Genomic DNA, 18420 nt, shown 5'->3' with positions numbered 1-18420 from the left:
AACCGGGGAAAGTCGTTCGCTCAGGCCTTGTCGAGCGGCTGGGCGTATTCGTCCTCGACCCGGCTCACGATCACGGTGGCGATGCGCCGCTCCAGCACCTGCGCCACCTCGAACCGGAAGCCTTCGATCTCGACCGCGTCGCCCACCTTCGGCAGGGTGCCGAAGCGTTCCAGCATCAGGCCCGCCAGCGAGGTGTAGTCGTCGGTCTCGCCCACCAGGGCGTCCACCTCGAGCACCTGTTCCAGGTAGTGCAGGTCGGCGGTGCCGTCGACGCGCCAGCGGCCCGGCCCGAGCGCCTGCACCACCGGCTGCTCGTCTTCGTCGGGGAATTCGCCGGCAATCGCTTCCAGGATGTCGATCGGCGTCACCAGGCCCTGCAGGGTGCCGTATTCGTCGGCGATGATCACCAGCTGGCCATGCGAGCGCTTGAGGCGGTCCATCACCCTCAGCACGCCGCTGGCGTCGGACATGATGATCGGCGCGCGGATATGGCCCTGGTCGATCGCGCCCGACAGGGTCAGGTCGGCGATCAGGTCCTTGGCGCGCGCCACGCCGATCACTTCGTCGAGCTGGCCGCGGCACACCGGGAAGAAACCGTGCGGCGTGGCCAGCAGCTGGGCGCGGATGGTGTCGGCGTCATTCTCGATATTGATCCACGAGATCTCCGAGCGGTTGGTCATGATCGAGCGCACCGAGCGCTGCGACAGGCTCAACACGCCGCTGACCATGTTGCGCTCCTCGGCCTCGAACGTCGGTTCCTCGGTTGCCTGCGCCTCGGCTTCCGGTTCGTCGTGATGGTCGGCCCCGCGCTTGCTGCCCAAGAGGCGCAGCACGGCGTCGGCGGTGCGGTCGCGCAGCGGGATGTGCGCCTCTTGCTTGATGAAGTTGCGGCGCGCCAGCTGGTTGAGAAACTCGATCACCACCGAGAAGCCGATCGCGGCGTACAGGTAGCCCTTCGGAATGTGGAAGCCCAGGCCTTCGGCGATCAGGCTCAAGCCGATCATCAGCAGGAAGGACAGGCACAGCACGACGACGGTCGGATGGGCGTTGACGAAGCGCGTCAGCGGCTTCGACGCGAACAGCATGACGCCCATCGAAATGATCACGGCGGCCATCATGACGCTGAGTTGTTCGACCATGCCGACCGCGGTGATCACGGCGTCGAGCGAGAACACGGCGTCGAGCACGATGATCTGCGCCACCACGGCGGCGAAGCTCGCGTATGCGCGCTTGCCGCTCTGGACGTGCGATTTGCCTTCGACCCGCTCGTGCAGTTCGATGGTCGCCTTGGCCAGCAGGAAGATACCGCCGATCAGCAGGATCAGGTCGCGCCCCGAGAACGACAGGGTGCCGACGGAGAACAAGGGTGCGGTGAGCGTGACCAGCCACGAAATCATCGTCAGCAGGCCAAGGCGCATGATCATGGCGAGGGACAGGCCGAGGAGCCGTGCCTTGTCGCGCTGGTGCGGGGGAAGTTTGTCCGCCAGGATGGCGATGAAGATCAGGTTGTCGATGCCCAGGACGATTTCGAGCACGACGAGTGTGAGCAAGCCGACCCATATATTCGGGTCAAGTAGCCATTCCATTGGAGTGTTTTGTAGTGAGGGAAGGGGCATTGTACGCGATCGTATCGGCATCGGGGAAGAACCGGCGGCGCAGCCACGGCGCCCGGACGCCGGCCGCCACGGTCGCCGAAACCGGCGTTTGCATCGCGGTTCATTCGCAAGACCGGCAACCTGGCAGACCCTGGATCACGGCGTCCTGTCAGCGGCGTACCGTGTCTGGATGCATGCCAGGGAGGGTGTGCGCGACGCCTGCGCGCACGTCGATCTGGTCGCGTGGATTTCCGATGCGTGCCGATCAGGACCCGGCGCCCTGCTCCATCGTGTCGGCATAAAACGCCTGGCCATTCTTGCCCCGCGTTTTGATGGTGTACATGGCGACATCGGCGCGGCGCAGCAGTTCATCGATCGTTTCACCATCATGGGGAAAGACCGCGATGCCGATCGATGCGGAGATCGTCGCCGCCCTCCCCCCCAGGTCGAACGGCGCATTCAGGCATTCCAGGAATTTGTCGGCGACCACGCGCGCGTCGTCCCGGGTGTGCAGGTCGGGAAGAACGACGGTGAATTCGTCGCCTCCCTGGCGCGCGAGCGTGTCGCCCTTGCGCAGGCAGCCCTTGAGGCGCGCCGTCACTTGCAGCAGCAGTTCATCGCCCTTGTCGTGACCGAACGTGTCGTTGACGAGCTTGAAGCGATCGAGATCGATGAACATGGTCGCCAGCTCGGTCTGGTTGCGCCGGGACTGCAGGATCGCCTGTCCGAGACGGTCCTTGAACAGCAGGCGGTTGGGCAGGTTGGTCAGGACGTCATGGTAGGCCTGATGAAGGATGATGGCCTCCGCCTGCTTGCGCGCCGTGATATCGCGGGCGATGCCATAGGTGCCGATATATCTCGAGCCGCCCGGCTCCACGTGATCGAGATGCATGCCGACCGCGTTGAGCGATACGGTGATCGATGCGTCGACGCTGTCCACCCGGGCCGCGCCGGGCCGGTAAGTCATGCGCAGTTCGACGTCACGCGACGCCCGGTCGCCGGAGCGCCGCTCGTTGAAGGCATAGCGCGCCCTGGCGAAATCCTCCTCGTGCACCAGCACCGAATAATGCTGGCCAATCAGTTCGCGCCGATCGTAGCCCAGCATCTGGCAGGCCCGTTCATTGACGAACGTGAATCGTCCATCCGGTTCGACCATATAGATGAGATCCGGAGACGTATCGACCATGTAGCGGTAGGTGCGCTCGGACATCTCCAGCCGATGCGCCATGTCGCGGTTGGCCTGCCGGAGCCGGCGCAGGGTCAGCACGTGATCGATGCTCTTGAACAAGTCCTGCTGGCTGAATGGCTTGCGCAGAAAGTCGTGGGCGCCGCGCCGCATCGCCCCGATGGCGGCGTCGATCTGGACGTTGCCACTGATGACGACGACGTCGGTTTCGATGCAGTGGTGGTTGATGAAATCCATGACTTGGTGGCCATCCATGTCTTCCAGGCTAAGGTCGAGCAAGACCAGGTCATACCGGGTGCTGGACAGGGATGCCAGTGCGTCGGTGCCGGTGCTTGCCGTATCGATGTCGAAATGACGCTGGCTGAGCAACTCGTGCAGCGACGCGAGCATGCGCGGCTCGTCGTCCACGAGCAGCAGCCTGGTCGACTGGTTGGCGGCAGCGATCGGCACATGCGGCACAGAAAATGAATCATCACCGATCGTGGGTCGCGATTTTCTCGGGAATTTATTCATGTCCGTAGGGGCGCGAGCAGCTCAGATGGTCCGCGGAGCAACGCTAGGGTGAAGAATGTTCAGGCAGATGGGCATATGCTTCCCACATTACCATGTTCAGCGCTGTTCAAATACAAATTGACAACTCACAAAGTCAGTCGTTGACAATTATTTATGGGCAATATGCGGTGATGCTTCGTCGAACAGCGCTTTTTGAAGGCGATCGGCTGCCATTGATTGGTTGTCACTTAGTCGACGTCAACGTACCGGGCGACGTGCACCATGACAATTGCGTCCTTCACTAGCAAGGAGGAGCGCGTGGCAACCGACGTTTATCTGCAGATCGACGGCACCAAGGGCGAGTCTCAGGACTCTGCGCATCGAGGTTGGATCGAAGTCACCTCGGCGCAGTGGGGCGTCGTGCAGCCAAGGGAGCGCTACCGCATCGACAGGGAGTGGCCACACCGCTGAGCGGTGTGAGCACCGTACGCTGGCGTTATCGAAGCTTGCAGACCTGTCCTCTCCCCTGCTCATGTAGACCTGTTCGATGGGAAAACCATTCCGAAGGCCAAGCTGGAGTTCATGCGCGCTGACGGAGACGATCAGCGCGTCAAGTATTACGAGGTCGGACTGGAGAATGTGATGATCGCCAACGTCGAGCAGATGATCCACGCGCTACGACTTCAGTAGACACTACTGAGCTGGACTTTCCCCAGCGGACAGGGATCCGGAAAAGGGTGAGGTGACATTCGGTAACGAACTCGACAACGTTAGCGAGCCTATGCATACAGCTTCAGATGATGATATGACCCTAGCCGGTCCTATCGCTCGCGTCGCTCCGACCTGGTTAAAGCTGGCGCCGTGTCTGAATATCAGACCGCCCCTGAATGTCTGACCTTGATGTTAGACCTGACCCGACTCCTGCCGCTGTGGGTAGAAATAGGGGTAGGCAGAAATAAAAAAGCCCCGATATAGGGGCTTTTCGGTATTCCTGGCGGAGAGAGGGGGATTCGAACCCCCGGTAGGCTATGAACCTACACACGCTTTCCAGGCGTGCGACTTAAACCACTCATCCATCTCTCCTGATGGGTCAACGTGGGAACCCCACGAAGCCGCCTATTATAGCAAGTATTCCCAGCAGTACAAGGACCGCAAGGAGGATACCTTGCTGAACGCGTGGACGGCCGTCCACCCTACGATGGCGCACGTCGCCACTGCAGTCGCCAACCCTCCCGGGGGACCCTTCAAAAAAAATGCCCGCCCCTCTCCCGAGTAGGCGGGCAAGCCTTGCGTCAGCCTTGTGGGCTGGCGCAGGCAGGTTGCTCAGGCATTGTAGCTCAAGCCGATTCCTTCAACTGCTCGAGAATGGCCGGATTCTCGAGCGTCGAGACGTCTTGCGTGATGTTCTCGCCCTTGGCCAGCACGCGCAGCAGGCGGCGCATGATCTTGCCGGAGCGGGTCTTCGGCAGGTTGTCGCCGAAGCGGATCTCCTTCGGCTTGGCGATGGGACCGATCTCCTTGCCCACCCAGGCGCGCAGCTCGTTGGCCAGCTTCTTCGCTTCCTCGCCGGTCGGGCGCGCCTGCTTGAGCACGACGAAGGCGCAGATCGACTCGCCCGTGGTCTCGTCCGGCTTGCCCACCACCGCCGCTTCGGCCACGATCGGGTTGGCCACCAGCGCCGATTCGATCTCCATCGTGCCCATGCGGTGACCCGACACGTTCAGCACGTCGTCGATGCGGCCGGTAATGGTGAAGTTGGTCGTGTCCTTGTTGCGGATCGCGCCGTCGCCGGCCAGGTAGTATTTGCCGCCCAGTTCTTCTGGGAAGTAGCTGGTGCGGAAGCGATCCGGATTGTTCCAGATCGTGCGGATCATCGACGGCCATGGGCGCTTGACGACCAGGATGCCGCCCTGCCCGTCCGGCACGTCGGCGCCGGCCTCGTCCACGATCGCGGCCATGATGCCCGGCAGCGGCAAGGTGCAGGAACCCGGCACCATCGGGGTCGCACCCGGCAGGGGCGTGATCATGTGGCCGCCGGTCTCGGTCTGCCAGAAAGTGTCCACGATCGGGCACCGTTCCTGGCCCACATTGCGGTAGTACCACATCCAGGCTTCCGGGTTGATCGGCTCGCCGACCGAGCCGAGCAGGCGCAGGCTGGACAGGTCGAAGTTCTTCGGATGCACCTTCTCGTCCAGGTCCGACGCCTTGATCAGCGAACGGATTGCGGTCGGCGCCGTGTAGAAGATGCTGACCTTGTGCTTCTCGACGGTCTGCCAGAAGCGGGCGGCGTTCGGGAAGGTCGGCACGCCTTCGAACACCACCTGCGTGCCGCCGACGGCCAGCGGGCCGTAGGCGATATAGGTGTGGCCGGTGATCCAGCCGATGTCGGCGGTGCACCAGTAGACGTCTTCGGGCTTGAGGTCGAAGGTCCACTTCATCGTCAGCGCGGCCCACAGCAGGTAGCCGCCGGTCGAGTGCTGCACGCCTTTCGGGGTGCCGGTCGAGCCGGATGTGTAGAGGATGAACAGCGGATGCTCGGCATCGACCCATTCCGGCGCGCATTCGGCCGACTGGTCCTGCACCAGCTCGTGCAGCCAGATGTCGCGGCCTTCCTTGAAGTTGATGTTGCCGCCGGTGCGCTTGTAGACGATGACGTCCTTGACGGTGTCGCAGCCGCCCAGGCTCAGCGCTTCGTCGACGATCGCCTTGAGCGGCAGCGCCTTGCCACCGCGCTGCTGTTCGTCGGCCGTGATGACGGCCACGGCGCCGGCGTCGATGATGCGCTCCTGCAGCGACTTGGCGGAAAAGCCGCCGAACACCACCGAGTGGGTGGCGCCGATGCGGGCGCAGGCCTGCATCGCAGTGACGCCTTCGATCGACATCGACATGTAGATGACGACGCGGTCGCCCTTCTTGATGCCGCGCGACTTGAGCGCGTTGGCGAATTTGCAGACGCGCTCGTGCAGCTCGCGATAGGTGACGCGGGTAGACGAGCCGTCGTCGGCCTCGAAGATGATGGCGGTCTTGTCGGCGTTGCCGTTTTCGAGGTTGCGGTCGAGGCAGTTGTACGAGGCGTTCAGCTGGCCGTCGGCGAACCATTTGTAGAACGGCGCGTTCGATTCGTCGAGGGTGGAGGTGAAAGGCTTGTGCCAGTCAAGGTGTTCGCGCGCCAGGCGCGCCCAGAAACCTTCGTAGTCGCTGGCTGCTTCGGCGCGCAGCTTTTCGTAGGCGGCCATGCCACTGATGGCGGCCTTGTCGGCAAACGCCTTCGGCGGCTGGAACACGCGGTGTTCCTGCAGGCCCTGGGTTTGCTCTTGGGTGGTCTCGTTCTCGGCCATGCTCGTCTCCATTTTAAATGTAGTAGGTTATGCCAGATACCATAGGGGGGCTCGCTTACTGAGCCCTTACATGGAAACCCCTTGGAGCCTGTCCCGGCAGGCGAGAGTGGCTCCTGGCGGATCGGTATTGACCGCGCTTGTCCGCCTTTTATTCATCCTTATTCTACCGCCAGCCGTTGCAAAGCGTGCAAGTGCCGCCCTTGCCGGCGCGCGCCCCACCGTATCGACAGGCTCCGGTGTAAAATGCTGAGCTGAAATTTTTTTCGCATCCCCCTGGAGTTCCATCCCAATGTCCGCCCTTGAACCAAGCAAGCAAGTCCGCAAGCTGTCCCCACTGAGTAATCTGATCTTCTCCAGCCGCTGGCTGCAGTTGCCGCTTTACCTCGGCCTGATCCTGGCGCAATGCGTTTACGTGTTCCACTTCTGGGTCGAGCTCGTTGACCTGATCGGCGCCGCCATGGGCAACGTCGATTCGCTGAACCATATCATTGACGCCGTCGGCCTGTCCGGCAATCGTCCGCAACGCCTGACCGAAACCGTCATCATGCTGGTCGTGCTCGGCCTGATCGACGTGGTCATGATCTCGAACCTCCTGATCATGGTGATCGTCGGCGGCTACGAGACCTTCGTCTCGCGCATGCACCTCGATGGCCACCCTGACCAGCCGGAATGGCTGTCGCACGTGAACGCGTCGGTCCTGAAGACCAAGCTGGCGATGGCGATCATCGGCATCTCGTCGATCCACCTGCTCAAGACCTTCATCAACGCCGCCAACTACGACGAGAAGACCCTGATGTGGCAGACGCTGATCCACGTCGCCTTCCTGGTGTCGGCGCTGGCGATCTCGTGGACCGACCGCATCACCACCATGACGCACAACGAAAAGCACTGAAGCAGTAACAACAACGATACTCCGACACTCCATCACGAGAGATTTCCCACCATGGCAACCGTCATTACCCAGGAAGACCTGATCGAATCCGTCGCGGCCGCACTGCAGTACATCAGCTACTACCATCCGGCCGACTATATCCAGCACCTGGCACGCGCCTACGAGACCGAGCAGAGCCCGGCCGCGAAGGATGCGATCGCCCAGATCCTGACCAATTCGCGCATGTGCGCCGAAGGCAAGCGTCCGATCTGCCAGGACACCGGCATCGTCAACGTGTTCCTGAAGGTGGGCATGGGCGTGCGCTTCGAAGGCTTCACCGGCTCGGTGACCGACGCCGTCAACGAAGGCGTGCGCCGCGCGTACAACTTCGCCGACAACAAGTTGCGCGCCTCGATCGTGGCCGACCCGCACTTCGAGCGCAAGAACACCAAGGACAACACCCCGGCCGTGGTCCACATGGAACTGGTCGAGGGCGATACGGTCGACGTCAAGCTGGCGGCCAAGGGCGGCGGCTCGGAAAACAAGACCAAGTTCGTCATGCTCAACCCGTCCGACTCGCTGGTCGACTGGGTGCTCAAGACCGTGCCGCTGATGGGCGCCGGCTGGTGCCCGCCGGGCATGCTCGGCATCGGCATCGGCGGCACCGCCGAAAAGGCGATGCTGATGGCCAAGGAGTCGCTGATGGAAGACATCGACATGTTCGAGCTGCGCCAGCGCGGCCCGCAAAACAAGCTCGAAGAGCTGCGCATCGAGCTGTGCGACAAGATCAATGCGCTGGGCATCGGCGCCCAGGGCCTGGGCGGCCTGACCACCGTGCTGGACGTGAAGATCAATATGTACCCGACCCACGCGGCATCGAAGCCGGTGGCGATGATCCCGAACTGCGCCGCCACCCGCCACGCCCACTTCGTGCTGGACGGCTCGGGCCCGGCCTACATCGAACCGCCGGCGCTGTCGACCTGGCCCGATGTAAACTGGACGCCGGACACCGAGAAGTCGAAGCGGGTCGACCTGAATACCCTGACGAAGGAAGAAGTCGCATCGTGGAAGCCGGGCCAGACCCTCTTACTTAACGGCAAGATGCTGACCGGCCGCGACGCCGCGCACAAGCGCATCCAGGACATGCTGGCCAAGGGCGAGAGCCTGCCGGTGGACTTCACCAACCGCGTGATCTATTACGTGGGGCCGGTCGATCCGGTCGGCAGCGAAGTGGTCGGCCCGGCCGGCCCGACGACCGCCACCCGCATGGACAAGTTCACCGACATGATGCTGGAAAAGACCGGCCTGATCTCGATGATCGGCAAGGCCGAGCGCGGCCCGGCGGCGATCGAATCGATCCAGAAGCACAAGTCGGCCTACCTGATGGCGGTCGGCGGCTCGGCCTACCTGGTCTCGAAAGCGATCAAGTCGGCCAGGGTGGTCGGTTTCGAAGACCTGGGCATGGAAGCGATCTACGAGTTCGACGTGACCGACATGCCGGTCACCGTCGCCGTCGACTCCACCGGCACCTCGGTCCACAACACCGGCCCGAAGGAATGGTCGGCCAAGATCGAATCGCTGAAAGGCGTGCCGATCACCGTCGCTTGATTCGCACGCCATCATGACTCTCCCCGACGCTCCGATTGGCATCTTCGACTCGGGCGTCGGCGGCCTTTCGGTGCTGCGCCACATCCAGGCGCAGCTGCCGCACGAACGCCTGCTCTACCTGGCCGACACCGGCTTCGCCCCCTACGGCGACAAACCCGAACACATCGTCGTCGAGCGCGTGCTGGCGATCGGCGACTTCCTGCTCGCGCAAGGCGCGAAAGCGCTGGTGGTGGCCTGCAACACCGCCACCGTGGCCGCCGTACGCGAGCTGCGCGAACGCCATCCCGGCATGCCCATCGTCGGCGTCGAACCGGGCCTGAAGCCCGCGGCAAGCCTTACCCGCAGCGGCAAGGTGGGGGTGCTGGCCACCGAGCGCACGCTGCGCGGCGCCAAGTTCCTGCAGCTGCGCGACCAGATCCACCGCGATTCAGGCGCCGAGTTCCTGCTGCAGCCCTGCGTCGGCCTGGCCGACCAGATCGAGTTCGGCGAACTCGATTCGAGCGCCACCAGCGCGATGCTGAAACGCTTCATCATGCCGCTGCTGGCTGAAGGAGCAGACACGCTGGTGCTGGGCTGCACCCACTACCCGCTGGTGCGCGCCTCGATCGAGCGCGTGTTGAACGACGCCGGCCGCCCGGGCGTGGCCCTGGTCGACACCGGCGACGCCGTAGCGCGCCAGCTTGCACGCCTGCTGGCCGGCGCGAGCCTGCTGCGCGTGCGCGGCGCTTGCGCCCCCCTTCCCGCCAGCCTGACCGGCTACACCAGCGCCAGCGCGACCGCCCTGACGGCGGCGTTTCGCAGCCTGCTGGGCATCGATCCGCCGGTGCACGAGGTGAAACTGCCGCTGCCGAGAGGCTGGCCGCCCGTCCCGGCATCCTGAGTGCGCATTTAAATTTGCCAGTTTCAGAAGAAGCCCTTATAATCTCGTTCTGTCTCGGCAATGCAGAGATAGAAAAGCAAGTCAGTGGTGGCTGTAGCTCAGTTGGTAGAGTCCAGGATTGTGATTCCTGTTGTCGTGGGTTCGAGCCCCATCAGCCACCCCAAGAATTCGTCTAGATTAAAGCGGTTATAAGAGTCTAGATTTTTCGGATAGTGAAATTTCCAATGCAAATCGGAATTTTCCAACAACCGAAACGAAGAAGCCACCCTAGAGGTGGCTTTTTTGCGTGTTGCGCCTGGTCGTACGGGCGTCTATAACTTCGGCTGCTCCTGCACTACCGGCTCGGCGTCCAGCTCACGAAGCAGCGCCTCGCCAGCCGCTTCGACGTCCCCCTCATCCTCCTACCGCTGATCGGCTACGCTTCGGCCAAGCAGATGATGGTCGACTCGGGCGTTTCGCCAGCAGTAATTGACCGCGTGCTGCTGCGCCCGTCCGAGCGTCGGAATATTGTGGAGCCAGCGTCCCAGGATTGACCGTGTGCCGCCCGTCCTGGCCAAACGCCTCATTCACTCGATAGTTGACCTCTACCAATTTGCATTGCGCACACCCCTGAGAACATGGGTGTTCGACAAAGGGGGTCAGATGGGACAACAGAAAGCCAAAGCCCCAATCAGGGGCGCCGCAAGAGCGATCAGCGCATTCGTTTTGGCGTGGGCCGCGCCCACAGCGAGCGCGACGCCGTTACCGCCATCGCCGCCGGTGCCCGCAATGACCGGCGAGCAGTTCGTTCGCGATATGCGCCCCCTGCCCGACAGCGATCTGGCTACGATCCGCCGCGAGCGGGCAATGGGCTACATGGATGGCGTGTTGGACGGAACGGTTGGCGTGCGGTGGTGTCCGGCTGGACACCATGTCGCACATGAGCTTGGCTATGAAGCTGCCGGTCAAATGAGGCGCCTGCCGCCAGAACAACTTAAGGGCAGCGCCGCCGAGCTGGCCCTTGCCGTCGTGAGCAAGCTCTACCCATGCCAAAAATCCGGAGCCAAGTCATGAGACCCAGCTTTCTTCGAGTGCTTCAGCACTTCCCCGCTGACTCCTCGCGCCACGAGCTGTACAGCGAAATAGGCTGGGATGATTTGAGCAACAACCCCGCATACATGAATACGTGTGCGGTCCGCATGAGCTACGGGCTGCTGCGAGCGGGAGTGCCGCTGCCTGGCGCACGGATGAAGGCAAAGAGCGGCGCTCTGGCCGGGAAATATATCGAGCCAGGGCAGGCAAAGCTTTCGGAGATTCTGAAAGTTGTCTGGGGAAAGCCCGAGGTCTACCACGACGAGAACGCAGCCCGCATCGGGATCGGCAACCGCAACGGCGTCGTCGTTCTTCCGCATCGGTGGCGGCCCGGTCGGCCATATTGACCTGATCGCGCAGCGGCCAGGGAGCAGCTTTCAGGCTTGCGCTCGTGCCTGCTACTGGGCGGCGAAGCCGATCTGGTTCTGGCCGTTGAAATGACCGCGGGCCGGCCAGTACCCTACTTCGGCCAGGCCTGCACGGTCTTCGCATGGCGCGACGCGCACTCAGCATACTGGTGCAGCAGGTCGATGGCCCAGGCCTGCCAGGCGTCATAGTCGTCGGCGGTCGGCCGCGCGATCGCCGGGCACGGCGCCGCCAGCGCGCTATCGAGCGGCGGCATGGTTGGCGGCGTCAATTGCGGCGTCGAGGTCCGTGCGGACCACGACAGCCTGAATCTCGGATCGGGTGAGCGGCTCCCGACCAGATCGCTTCACACTGTTCATTCAGACCGGTTGCCGACGCACCGGCTTGACCTCGCCTCGACTCCTCGTCCGTTACGGGCGGGAGGCGTCCATTTCACTCTCTACAAAACCCAGGGCGGTTCAACGAGATCATCGGACGTCTCTGGAACAGCAGAGCATCCGATATCGATGCGTGTCACTGTCAACCTGTTTCGGGACCAGTCACCGTTGCCTGCTCGCGCAACCCAGGTCCGTTAAACTGACACTCCGACCCGACGTTCCGCAACAACCCAACAGTCGCGGCGCTCGACATTGCATCGAGGCAATGCAACAGCTATCATGGCTTGTTACCTGGATCGCCATCCTCACTGTTGACATGGCTGTCCCCTGTTGCATTTCTAAAGAAAAGCGAATCCTATGGCCACCCCTTCCCAGTTTGATAACGACACCTTCTCGCTGGCCCGCCAGCACCTGGCGGACTTCGTCACCGCCACCGCCCGCCGCCTGTCGGCACACGGCGGAAGACTGCTAGAGGTCGGGCCGCAAGAACGCTCGCTGGTCCGGGAAAGCTTCACGAACTTCGCCGTCGACACCTTCGACATCGTCGATACCTACAAGCCCACCCTGGTCGGCGACATTACCAAACACAACGACTTCATCGCCGACAGCACCTACGATTGCGTGGTTTGCATGGAAGTGATCGAACACACGCTGAACCCGTTCGAGGCGGTCAAGGAAATCCGTCGCATCCTGAAGGATGGTGGCCATCTCCTGATCTCGGCGCCCCTGAACTGGCGCATCCACGGGCCGATCCCAGACTGCTGGCGCATCACCGAACATGGCTGGAAGGCCTTGCTGCGCGACTTCGACATCGAGACCATCGACAGCCTCGAGTCGCCCGGACGTGAACTGTTCCCCATCCGTTACAACGTACTCGCCAAGTGCAACAAGGAAAAGCGGGTCGAGGATCACGAACTGGCGTTCCGCTATATCTGAGGCCACGATGAACACGATCGAACGAGTCGAACGCGCACTGGCGCACGTATCGGCGCAGCGGTTCGACCCGCAGGTGTATGCCGAAACCGGTTTCTTCATCCTGCGCCAGGCGATCGACAAGCAGGTCGTCGCGCGCTGGCAGCAGGTGTGGCAGGATTTCCATGCCGGGAAGCTGAGCGAGGGCCGCAACGTCAACCGCGCCAATCCGGTGGCGCTGACCGAGGAACTGCCCGAGGCATTGGCCAGGATGTACCGCGAGCCGGTGTTTATCGACACCGTCAAGCAGATCTTCGGCGAAAACGTGGCACTGTTCAATCACCGCTTCGTGATCAAGGATGCGCACAGCTCGGGCAAGGTGTTCCTGCACCAGGACAGCTGCTACCACCTGGGCAACCTGAACAAGTGCAGCCTGTTCGTCCCGCTGAGCATTGCCAACGAAGACAATGGCGGCATGACCTTCCACGCCGGTTCGCACAAGCTGGGCTATCTCGGCGACGCGGGTGAAATCAACCCCGAGGCGTTCGAGATCCGGTGGCCCAAAGTGACGCCCGAGCTGCATCCGGGCGATTTCATCGTGATGAACAGCTCCCTGTGGCACGAATCGGGGCCGAACAAGAACGGCGTGCACCGCATCATGGCCGACATGATCATGCAGCCGGCTGACGATCCGACCAGCAAGGAGCTGCTGTCCGGCGAATGGAAGACCGACATCTTCTATTCACCCCTCAACTGCGCCCGATATTTCGCGAATTCGCGCGTTCTCAAGATCATCAAGTACGAAACCGAACTGGGCCTGCGCCCGGCGCCGGCCAAGACCGACTAAATAAAGGCGGCGGTTCTGTTACCGCCGCCCACCGGGATCCACCAAAGGCCACCTGCCCGGCATGTGGCTTTTTTCCGTTTTACGAAAGCCAGCCGGGAAAGCGCCCGACCCTGCCGCATCTCGCGTCGACCACGGGAAATGGCGCAAAATGCAACGACCGGCCCGCCGGAAGATGCCTGATGTGCGACAATTGATGAGTTTTCCAAAAGAAACTCCAGTCGCCGTTTTCGCCGCCACACCGCGGCAGCCAGTGGCGACTCCCCGATCCATGCCAAACAAGCGCGTCAATCCCGAAATCTCCCGCCTCACCGCCGAGAAACGCCCTGCCGTACGCAATGCCGTACTGTTCATCCTCGCCCTGTGCCTGTTGCTGCCGGCACTACAGGTGTGGGACGGCTGGCGCGCGCGCAAGGAGCGCCTGGCCGAGGTGGCCGTTGCCACCACCAATATGTCGCACGCGCTGGCGGCCCAGGCCGAAAGCGCGGTGCGGGTGGTCGATACGGTGCTGGCGGGCGTGGTCGAGCGGGCCGAGACCGATGGCATGACGGGCGCGGGGCGCCCACGCCTGCAATTGCATCTCAAGAACATGGCGGCCGAGGTCGACGAATTGGACGGTCTGTTCGTGTTCGGCCCCGACGGCCACTGGCTGATGAGCTCGGAAGACCGCCTTCCGCTGTACACGGTCGACGACCGCGAATACTTCCAGTACCACGTCAAGAATCCCGATCGCTTCGTCCATGTCGGCAAGCCGGTGCGCAGCCGGTCGACCGGCGAATGGATGCTGCCGGTCTCGCGCCGTCTGAACAATCCGGACGGGACCTTCGGCGGCGTCGCGCTCGGCACGATCCGCATCGCGTATTTCTCGAGCCTGTACCAGAGCTTCGACGTCGGCCAGTCCGGCGTGATCATGCTGGCCCTCGACGACGGCACCCTGATCTACCGCCTGCCACACAACGAGAAGCTGGTCGGAACCGACATCAGTAACGGTCCGGTGCACCAGATGTATCGCAGCTCGGGCCCCGCCGGTACCGCCATGCTGCGCTCGAAGATCGACGGCATCGAAAGGCTGTACAGTTACCGCCATCTGGAAACCTATCCGCTGATCGTCGCCACCGCGCAGAGCAAACACGACATCCTGGAAAAATGGCTGAAGTCGGTGCTTGGCCAGGCCGTGTTCACGGCGGTCGCCATTGCATTGCTGCTGTACTTCGGCCGGCGCCTGGTGCGCCAGATCGTGATCCGCGACCACCTCGAGCACGAACTGGTGCAGGCGCGCGAACTGCTGCAGGAACATAACCGCGCGCTGGCGGTCCTGGCCGACCACGACAGCCTGACCGGCATCGCCAACCGGCGCCGCTTCGAGGAAGCCCTGGAGATGGAATTCGTGCGCGCGGCCAGGAGCGGCGCGCCATTGTCGCTGCTGATGTTCGACGTCGATTACTTCAAGCGCTACAACGACACCTATGGCCACGTGGCCGGCGACGCCTGCCTGCGCCAGGTTGCGCAGACCTTGAGGGACTGCCTGGTGCGTCCGGCCGACCTGGCCGCGCGCTATGGCGGCGAGGAATTCGTGGCCCTGCTGCCGGATACCGATCCGGCCGGCGCCAGGATGGTGGCGGAGCGCATCCGCCAGGCGGTGATGGCACTCGCAATCGCGCATGCCGGCAATGGCGCCGGCATCGTGACGATCAGCGTGGGCGTCGACACCAGCGCCCCAGGTGCGCCGGCGGGCAGCGCCACTGCGCTGGTGGAGCGGGCCGACGCCCTGCTCTACCAGGCCAAGCATTCGGGCCGCAACCAGGTGTGCGGCGGCGATCTCGCCGCCTCCTGAGCCGCTGCCCGGGCCGCGCCAGGCTCGCCATCATCAATGGCGGTAAGGATTGTTCGGACGGGCGTCGTGGCGGTTGGGGACGCCATCGCGATCGCGGTCGCGGTAGGCCGCCACCTGGCGCGACTGCTGCCAGCCGCCTCGGTCGAGATGCCAGCCGCTGCGGTCCTGGCGCCATTGCGCGCGCTGGTAGGCATAGCCCGGACGCACACGCTCCCAGTGGCCGGCGACCCACTCATGACGGCGGCCGTTCCAGTCCCAGTAACCCGACACCCATTCAAAGCCGCGGCGCGCGGCCGGCACGGCTTCGCGGCGGGGCGCCGGCGGCGCCTTCTTGATGACGAGTACGTCGGCCCGCGGATGAGCGGCCTGGGCCTGCACTGGTGCGAATGCTGCGCTGCCGATCAGGATGGCGGCGGCGGTGGCAAGAATGGTTTTCATGGTGCTCTCCGTTTCGGTTGGTGTGAAACCACTATAGCGAGACGGGACGCCAAAAAGATGAACTGAAGGAAGTCTTTACAGCGGATACATGCCGCTACAAACTTGTAACAGGGAACAGGGAACAGGGAGAGGCGGGAGGCGAGAAAAGCGGGCGCTGCAAAAACACGGCCGGCGATGGAAGCCGGCCGTGCAAAGGGGGAAGGGATCAGTCGAGCTTGAAGGCGTAGTCGACCTTGGTCCAGGTCTGGGCCGGTGCGCCATCCTTGGTGCCCGGCTTGAACTTGCACGAGGTCAGGCCCTTGACCAGTGCGCGGTCTAGGTTCTTGAAGCCGCTCGACTTGTCGATCTTCGACTCCGCCACGGTGCCGTCCGCGTTGACCAGGAACGAGGCCGAGGTCGTGCCCTGCTCTTCGTTCATCAGCGACGACTTCGGATATTCGATAGTGCACTTCTTCGGATCGAACGACGCCGGGGTTTCGGCGGCGAAGCTGGCGCTGGCGGCAGCAGTGAGGGTCAGTGCAACGAACAGCTTGGCGGACAGGTTTTTCATGGTTTCCCCAGATAAGGTTTTTAAGAGTTGAATGTCGTGATGCTTCGCTACACGCCGCCCGACTGGCCGGCGCAAATTGCTTGGTAATGCGTTCTTAGAATTCTTCCCACTCGTCGTTGCCGACGGTGGCAGCTGCCTTTTTCGGCTTCGGCGCAACTTCTGCCTCTTCCGGATTCACCGCGGCGCTGGCGGCGGCCGGCTTTTTCGGCGCCGGCGGTGCGGGACGCTTCGCGGCCGGACGGACCACCACCGCGGTGGTGGTCGCGACGGGCGCCTGCGCCTCGAATTGGAACTGCTCACTCTCTTCCAGCTTGAAGATGCTGACCACGCGGGCCAGTTCGCCGGCCTGGTCCTGCAGGCTCTGGGCGGCCGCGGCGGCTTCTTCCACCAGCGCGGCGTTTTGCTGGGTCATGCCATCCATCTCGATGATCGAGGTGTTGACCTGGGCGATGCCGGCGCTCTGTTCGGCGCTGGCGTTGGCGATCTCGCTCATGATGTCGGTCACGCGCTTGACGCTCGATACCACTTCGTCCATCGTCACGCCGGCCTGGCCGACCAGCTTGCTGCCGCGCTCGACCTTGGAGACCGAATCGTCGATCAGGGTCTTGATCTCTTTTGCCGCCGCAGCCGAGCGCTGGGCCAGGTTACGCACCTCGGAAGCCACGACCGCGAAGCCGCGGCCCTGTTCGCCGGCGCGGGCCGCTTCGACCGCGGCGTTCAGCGCCAGGATGTTGGTCTGGAAAGCGATACCATCGATCACGCCGATGATGTCGGCGATCTTGCTGGCAGAGCCATTGATTTCACCCATGGTGCCGACCACTTGCGACACCACGTCGCCGCCCTTGCGGGCCACATCCGACGCGGCGGCGGCCAGCGCATTCGCTTCACGGGCGTTGTCGGCGTTCTGCTTGACGGTCGAGGTCAGCTGCTCCATCGCCGAGGCGGTCTTTTCCAGCGAGCTGGCCTGCAGTTCGGTACGCGAGGACAGGTCGATATTGCCGGCGGCGATTTCACGCGAGGCGGTGCCGATGGTTTCGGTGCCGCGGCGCACCTGGCCCACGATGTCCACCAGGCTATTACGCATTTCCTTCATTTCGACCAGCAGGCTACCGCGGTCCGAACTCTTGGTGTCGATCGCGATCGACAGGTCGCCGTTGGCGATGCTGCCGGCGATCCTGGCGGTGTAGCCAGGCTCGCCGCCGAGCTGCTTGAGCAGGCTGCGGGTGATCACGACGGCCGCCGCCACGCCCAGCACCACGGCCAGGGCCAGCAGGACCAGCATGAAGTTACGGGCATTGGCGAACGCCGCTTCGGCCTCGGCCTTGGTCTGGGCGTTCTGTTTTTCTTCCTGGGCGGCCAGCGCGTTCAGGGCGTCGGTCCACTTGCGCTGCACCGGGCGCACTTCGCGCACCATCACGCGGGTAGCGTCCATGGCATTGGCGGCCAGATAGAGTTCGGTGGCGCGGGCGATCGCCGGCATGGCGGCGGCTTCGTGTTCCTTGATCTGGGCCAGCAGCGCTTTTTCCTGGTCGTTGCCGTTCGATGCGAACAGGGCAGTCAGCTTGCGCTGGGTTTCGTTGTACTGGGCAGTCTGCTCCTTGAACTTGGCGATCTCTGGCTCCATGTCGGCCGGGTCGGCCATCAGGGTCAGGACGCGCAGCGACTGCAGGCGATCGTTGACGTTGTTGCGCATCTCGATCACGAGGCCGGTCGACACATTACTCACGCTGACCACGTGATCAAGGCGATGCTGGATCTGCGACATGCGCAGGATACCCACTACGGCAACAGCCACCAGCAGCAGCAGAATCAGTGCGAAACCGAGGGCCAGACGGGTACCGACCTTCATGTTGTTCAAATTCATTCGTGTTTTCCCTGTAACTTATTGATCGAAACTCGCTCGGAGAGGCAAGCGCCCAGCGAAGCGCATCTGAAATCGTTATTTCTCCACGACTTCAGGTATTTCCGACAGGATAAATCAAGATTTCATATGGCTAGTCAGAAAACCTCTTGCTCAACCGAATTGTTTCGGAACAACAACAGGATTGATACAGTGCA

General features: G+C 62.9%; 15 protein-coding genes, 2 tRNA genes and 1 pseudogene. 10 read left to right on the top strand and 8 right to left on the bottom strand.

The genetic code is table 11. The annotated features are described in order from the left end of the window. Positions 1 to 20 precede the first annotated feature (20 nt). Both ACZ9AQ_RS12270 and ACZ9AQ_RS12265 read right to left on the bottom strand, forming a co-directional pair. Positions 21 to 1586, bottom strand: a complete 1566-nt coding sequence (locus ACZ9AQ_RS12270; RefSeq protein WP_429206411.1) for a TerC family protein — start codon at positions 1584 to 1586, stop codon at positions 21 to 23. A 274-nt stretch (positions 1587 to 1860) separates the two neighbouring features. Next, the gene (locus tag ACZ9AQ_RS12265; protein WP_429206410.1) at positions 1861 to 3294 is read right to left on the bottom strand and encodes a diguanylate cyclase domain-containing protein; all 1434 of its coding nucleotides are present in this window, start codon (positions 3292 to 3294) and stop codon (positions 1861 to 1863) included. 261 nt (positions 3295 to 3555) lie between these two features. Between ACZ9AQ_RS12265 and ACZ9AQ_RS12260 the strand changes: the two are divergent. Further along, a pseudogene (locus ACZ9AQ_RS12260) lies at positions 3556 to 3963 on the top strand (type VI secretion system tube protein Hcp). Positions 3964 to 4265: 302 nt separating this feature from the next. Here ACZ9AQ_RS12260 and ACZ9AQ_RS12255 read toward each other — a convergent pair. Together ACZ9AQ_RS12255 and acs are read right to left on the bottom strand one after the other, a co-directional pair. Further along, a tRNA-Ser gene (locus ACZ9AQ_RS12255) sits at positions 4266 to 4356 on the bottom strand. A 254-nt stretch (positions 4357 to 4610) separates the two neighbouring features. Continuing rightward, complete coding sequence (acs, locus tag ACZ9AQ_RS12250) at positions 4611 to 6611, bottom strand: acetate--CoA ligase (RefSeq protein ID WP_429206409.1); 2001 nt, start codon at positions 6609 to 6611, stop codon at positions 4611 to 4613. 289 nt (positions 6612 to 6900) lie between these two features. Here acs and ACZ9AQ_RS12245 point away from each other — a divergent pair, with 289 nt between their 5' ends. The 6 genes from ACZ9AQ_RS12245 to ACZ9AQ_RS12220 all read left to right on the top strand — a co-directional run bounded on the left by ACZ9AQ_RS12245 (position 6901) and on the right by ACZ9AQ_RS12220 (position 11388). Beyond that, positions 6901 to 7503: a TIGR00645 family protein gene (locus ACZ9AQ_RS12245; protein ID WP_429206408.1), complete on the top strand. Its 603-nt coding sequence runs from the start codon at positions 6901 to 6903 to the stop codon at positions 7501 to 7503. A 51-nt stretch (positions 7504 to 7554) separates the two neighbouring features. Next, positions 7555 to 9090, top strand: a complete 1536-nt coding sequence (locus tag ACZ9AQ_RS12240; RefSeq protein ID WP_429206407.1) for a fumarate hydratase — start codon at positions 7555 to 7557, stop codon at positions 9088 to 9090. Between the two features lie 13 nt (positions 9091 to 9103). Then, positions 9104 to 9970: a glutamate racemase gene (murI, locus tag ACZ9AQ_RS12235; protein WP_429206406.1), complete on the top strand. Its 867-nt coding sequence runs from the start codon at positions 9104 to 9106 to the stop codon at positions 9968 to 9970. 87 nt (positions 9971 to 10057) lie between these two features. After that, positions 10058 to 10133 (top strand) — tRNA-His (locus ACZ9AQ_RS12230). 605 nt (positions 10134 to 10738) lie between these two features. After that, a complete protein-coding gene (locus tag ACZ9AQ_RS12225) occupies positions 10739 to 11023 on the top strand; it encodes a Rap1a/Tai family immunity protein (RefSeq protein WP_429206405.1) in 285 nt (94 codons plus the stop codon). After that, positions 11020 to 11388, top strand: coding sequence for a T6SS effector amidase Tae4 family protein (locus ACZ9AQ_RS12220; RefSeq protein ID WP_429206404.1), 369 nt, complete (start codon positions 11020 to 11022; stop codon positions 11386 to 11388). The genes ACZ9AQ_RS12225 and ACZ9AQ_RS12220 overlap by 4 nt, the downstream gene beginning before the upstream one ends. A 113-nt stretch (positions 11389 to 11501) precedes the next feature. On the opposite strand, the gene ACZ9AQ_RS12215 is transcribed toward ACZ9AQ_RS12220, so the two are convergent. After that, positions 11502 to 11663 carry a hypothetical protein gene (locus ACZ9AQ_RS12215; RefSeq protein WP_429206403.1) on the bottom strand — a complete coding sequence of 54 codons (162 nt, stop codon included), beginning with the start codon at positions 11661 to 11663 and terminating at the stop codon, positions 11502 to 11504. A gap of 478 nt (positions 11664 to 12141) precedes the next feature. Here ACZ9AQ_RS12215 and ACZ9AQ_RS12210 point away from each other — a divergent pair, with 478 nt between their 5' ends. The 3 genes from ACZ9AQ_RS12210 to ACZ9AQ_RS12200 all read left to right on the top strand — a co-directional run bounded on the left by ACZ9AQ_RS12210 (position 12142) and on the right by ACZ9AQ_RS12200 (position 15374). Further along, on the top strand, positions 12142 to 12720 hold the full coding sequence (locus ACZ9AQ_RS12210; RefSeq protein WP_429206402.1) for a methyltransferase domain-containing protein: 579 nt from the start codon (positions 12142 to 12144) through the stop codon (positions 12718 to 12720). A 7-nt stretch (positions 12721 to 12727) separates the two neighbouring features. Beyond that, a complete protein-coding gene (locus ACZ9AQ_RS12205) occupies positions 12728 to 13543 on the top strand; it encodes a phytanoyl-CoA dioxygenase family protein (protein WP_429206401.1) in 816 nt (271 codons plus the stop codon). A 268-nt stretch (positions 13544 to 13811) separates the two neighbouring features. After that, complete coding sequence (locus ACZ9AQ_RS12200) at positions 13812 to 15374, top strand: sensor domain-containing diguanylate cyclase (protein WP_429206400.1); 1563 nt, start codon at positions 13812 to 13814, stop codon at positions 15372 to 15374. Positions 15375 to 15407: 33 nt separating this feature from the next. Here ACZ9AQ_RS12200 and ACZ9AQ_RS12195 read toward each other — a convergent pair whose 3' ends face one another. From ACZ9AQ_RS12195 to ACZ9AQ_RS12185, 3 genes are all read right to left on the bottom strand, one after another. After that, on the bottom strand, positions 15408 to 15812 hold the full coding sequence (locus tag ACZ9AQ_RS12195) for a YXWGXW repeat-containing protein (protein ID WP_429206399.1): 405 nt from the start codon (positions 15810 to 15812) through the stop codon (positions 15408 to 15410). 205 nt (positions 15813 to 16017) lie between these two features. Then, positions 16018 to 16362, bottom strand: coding sequence for an energy transducer TonB (locus tag ACZ9AQ_RS12190; protein WP_208279792.1), 345 nt, complete (start codon positions 16360 to 16362; stop codon positions 16018 to 16020). Between the two features lie 94 nt (positions 16363 to 16456). Next, positions 16457 to 18226 carry a methyl-accepting chemotaxis protein gene (locus tag ACZ9AQ_RS12185; protein WP_429206398.1) on the bottom strand — a complete coding sequence of 590 codons (1770 nt, stop codon included), beginning with the start codon at positions 18224 to 18226 and terminating at the stop codon, positions 16457 to 16459. Positions 18227 to 18420 lie beyond the last annotated feature (194 nt).

Source organism: Massilia sp. UYP34, from assembly GCF_056279385.1.
The sequence above is the reverse complement of the archived record's forward strand: the minus strand, read 5'-3'. Positions and strand labels throughout refer to the sequence as shown.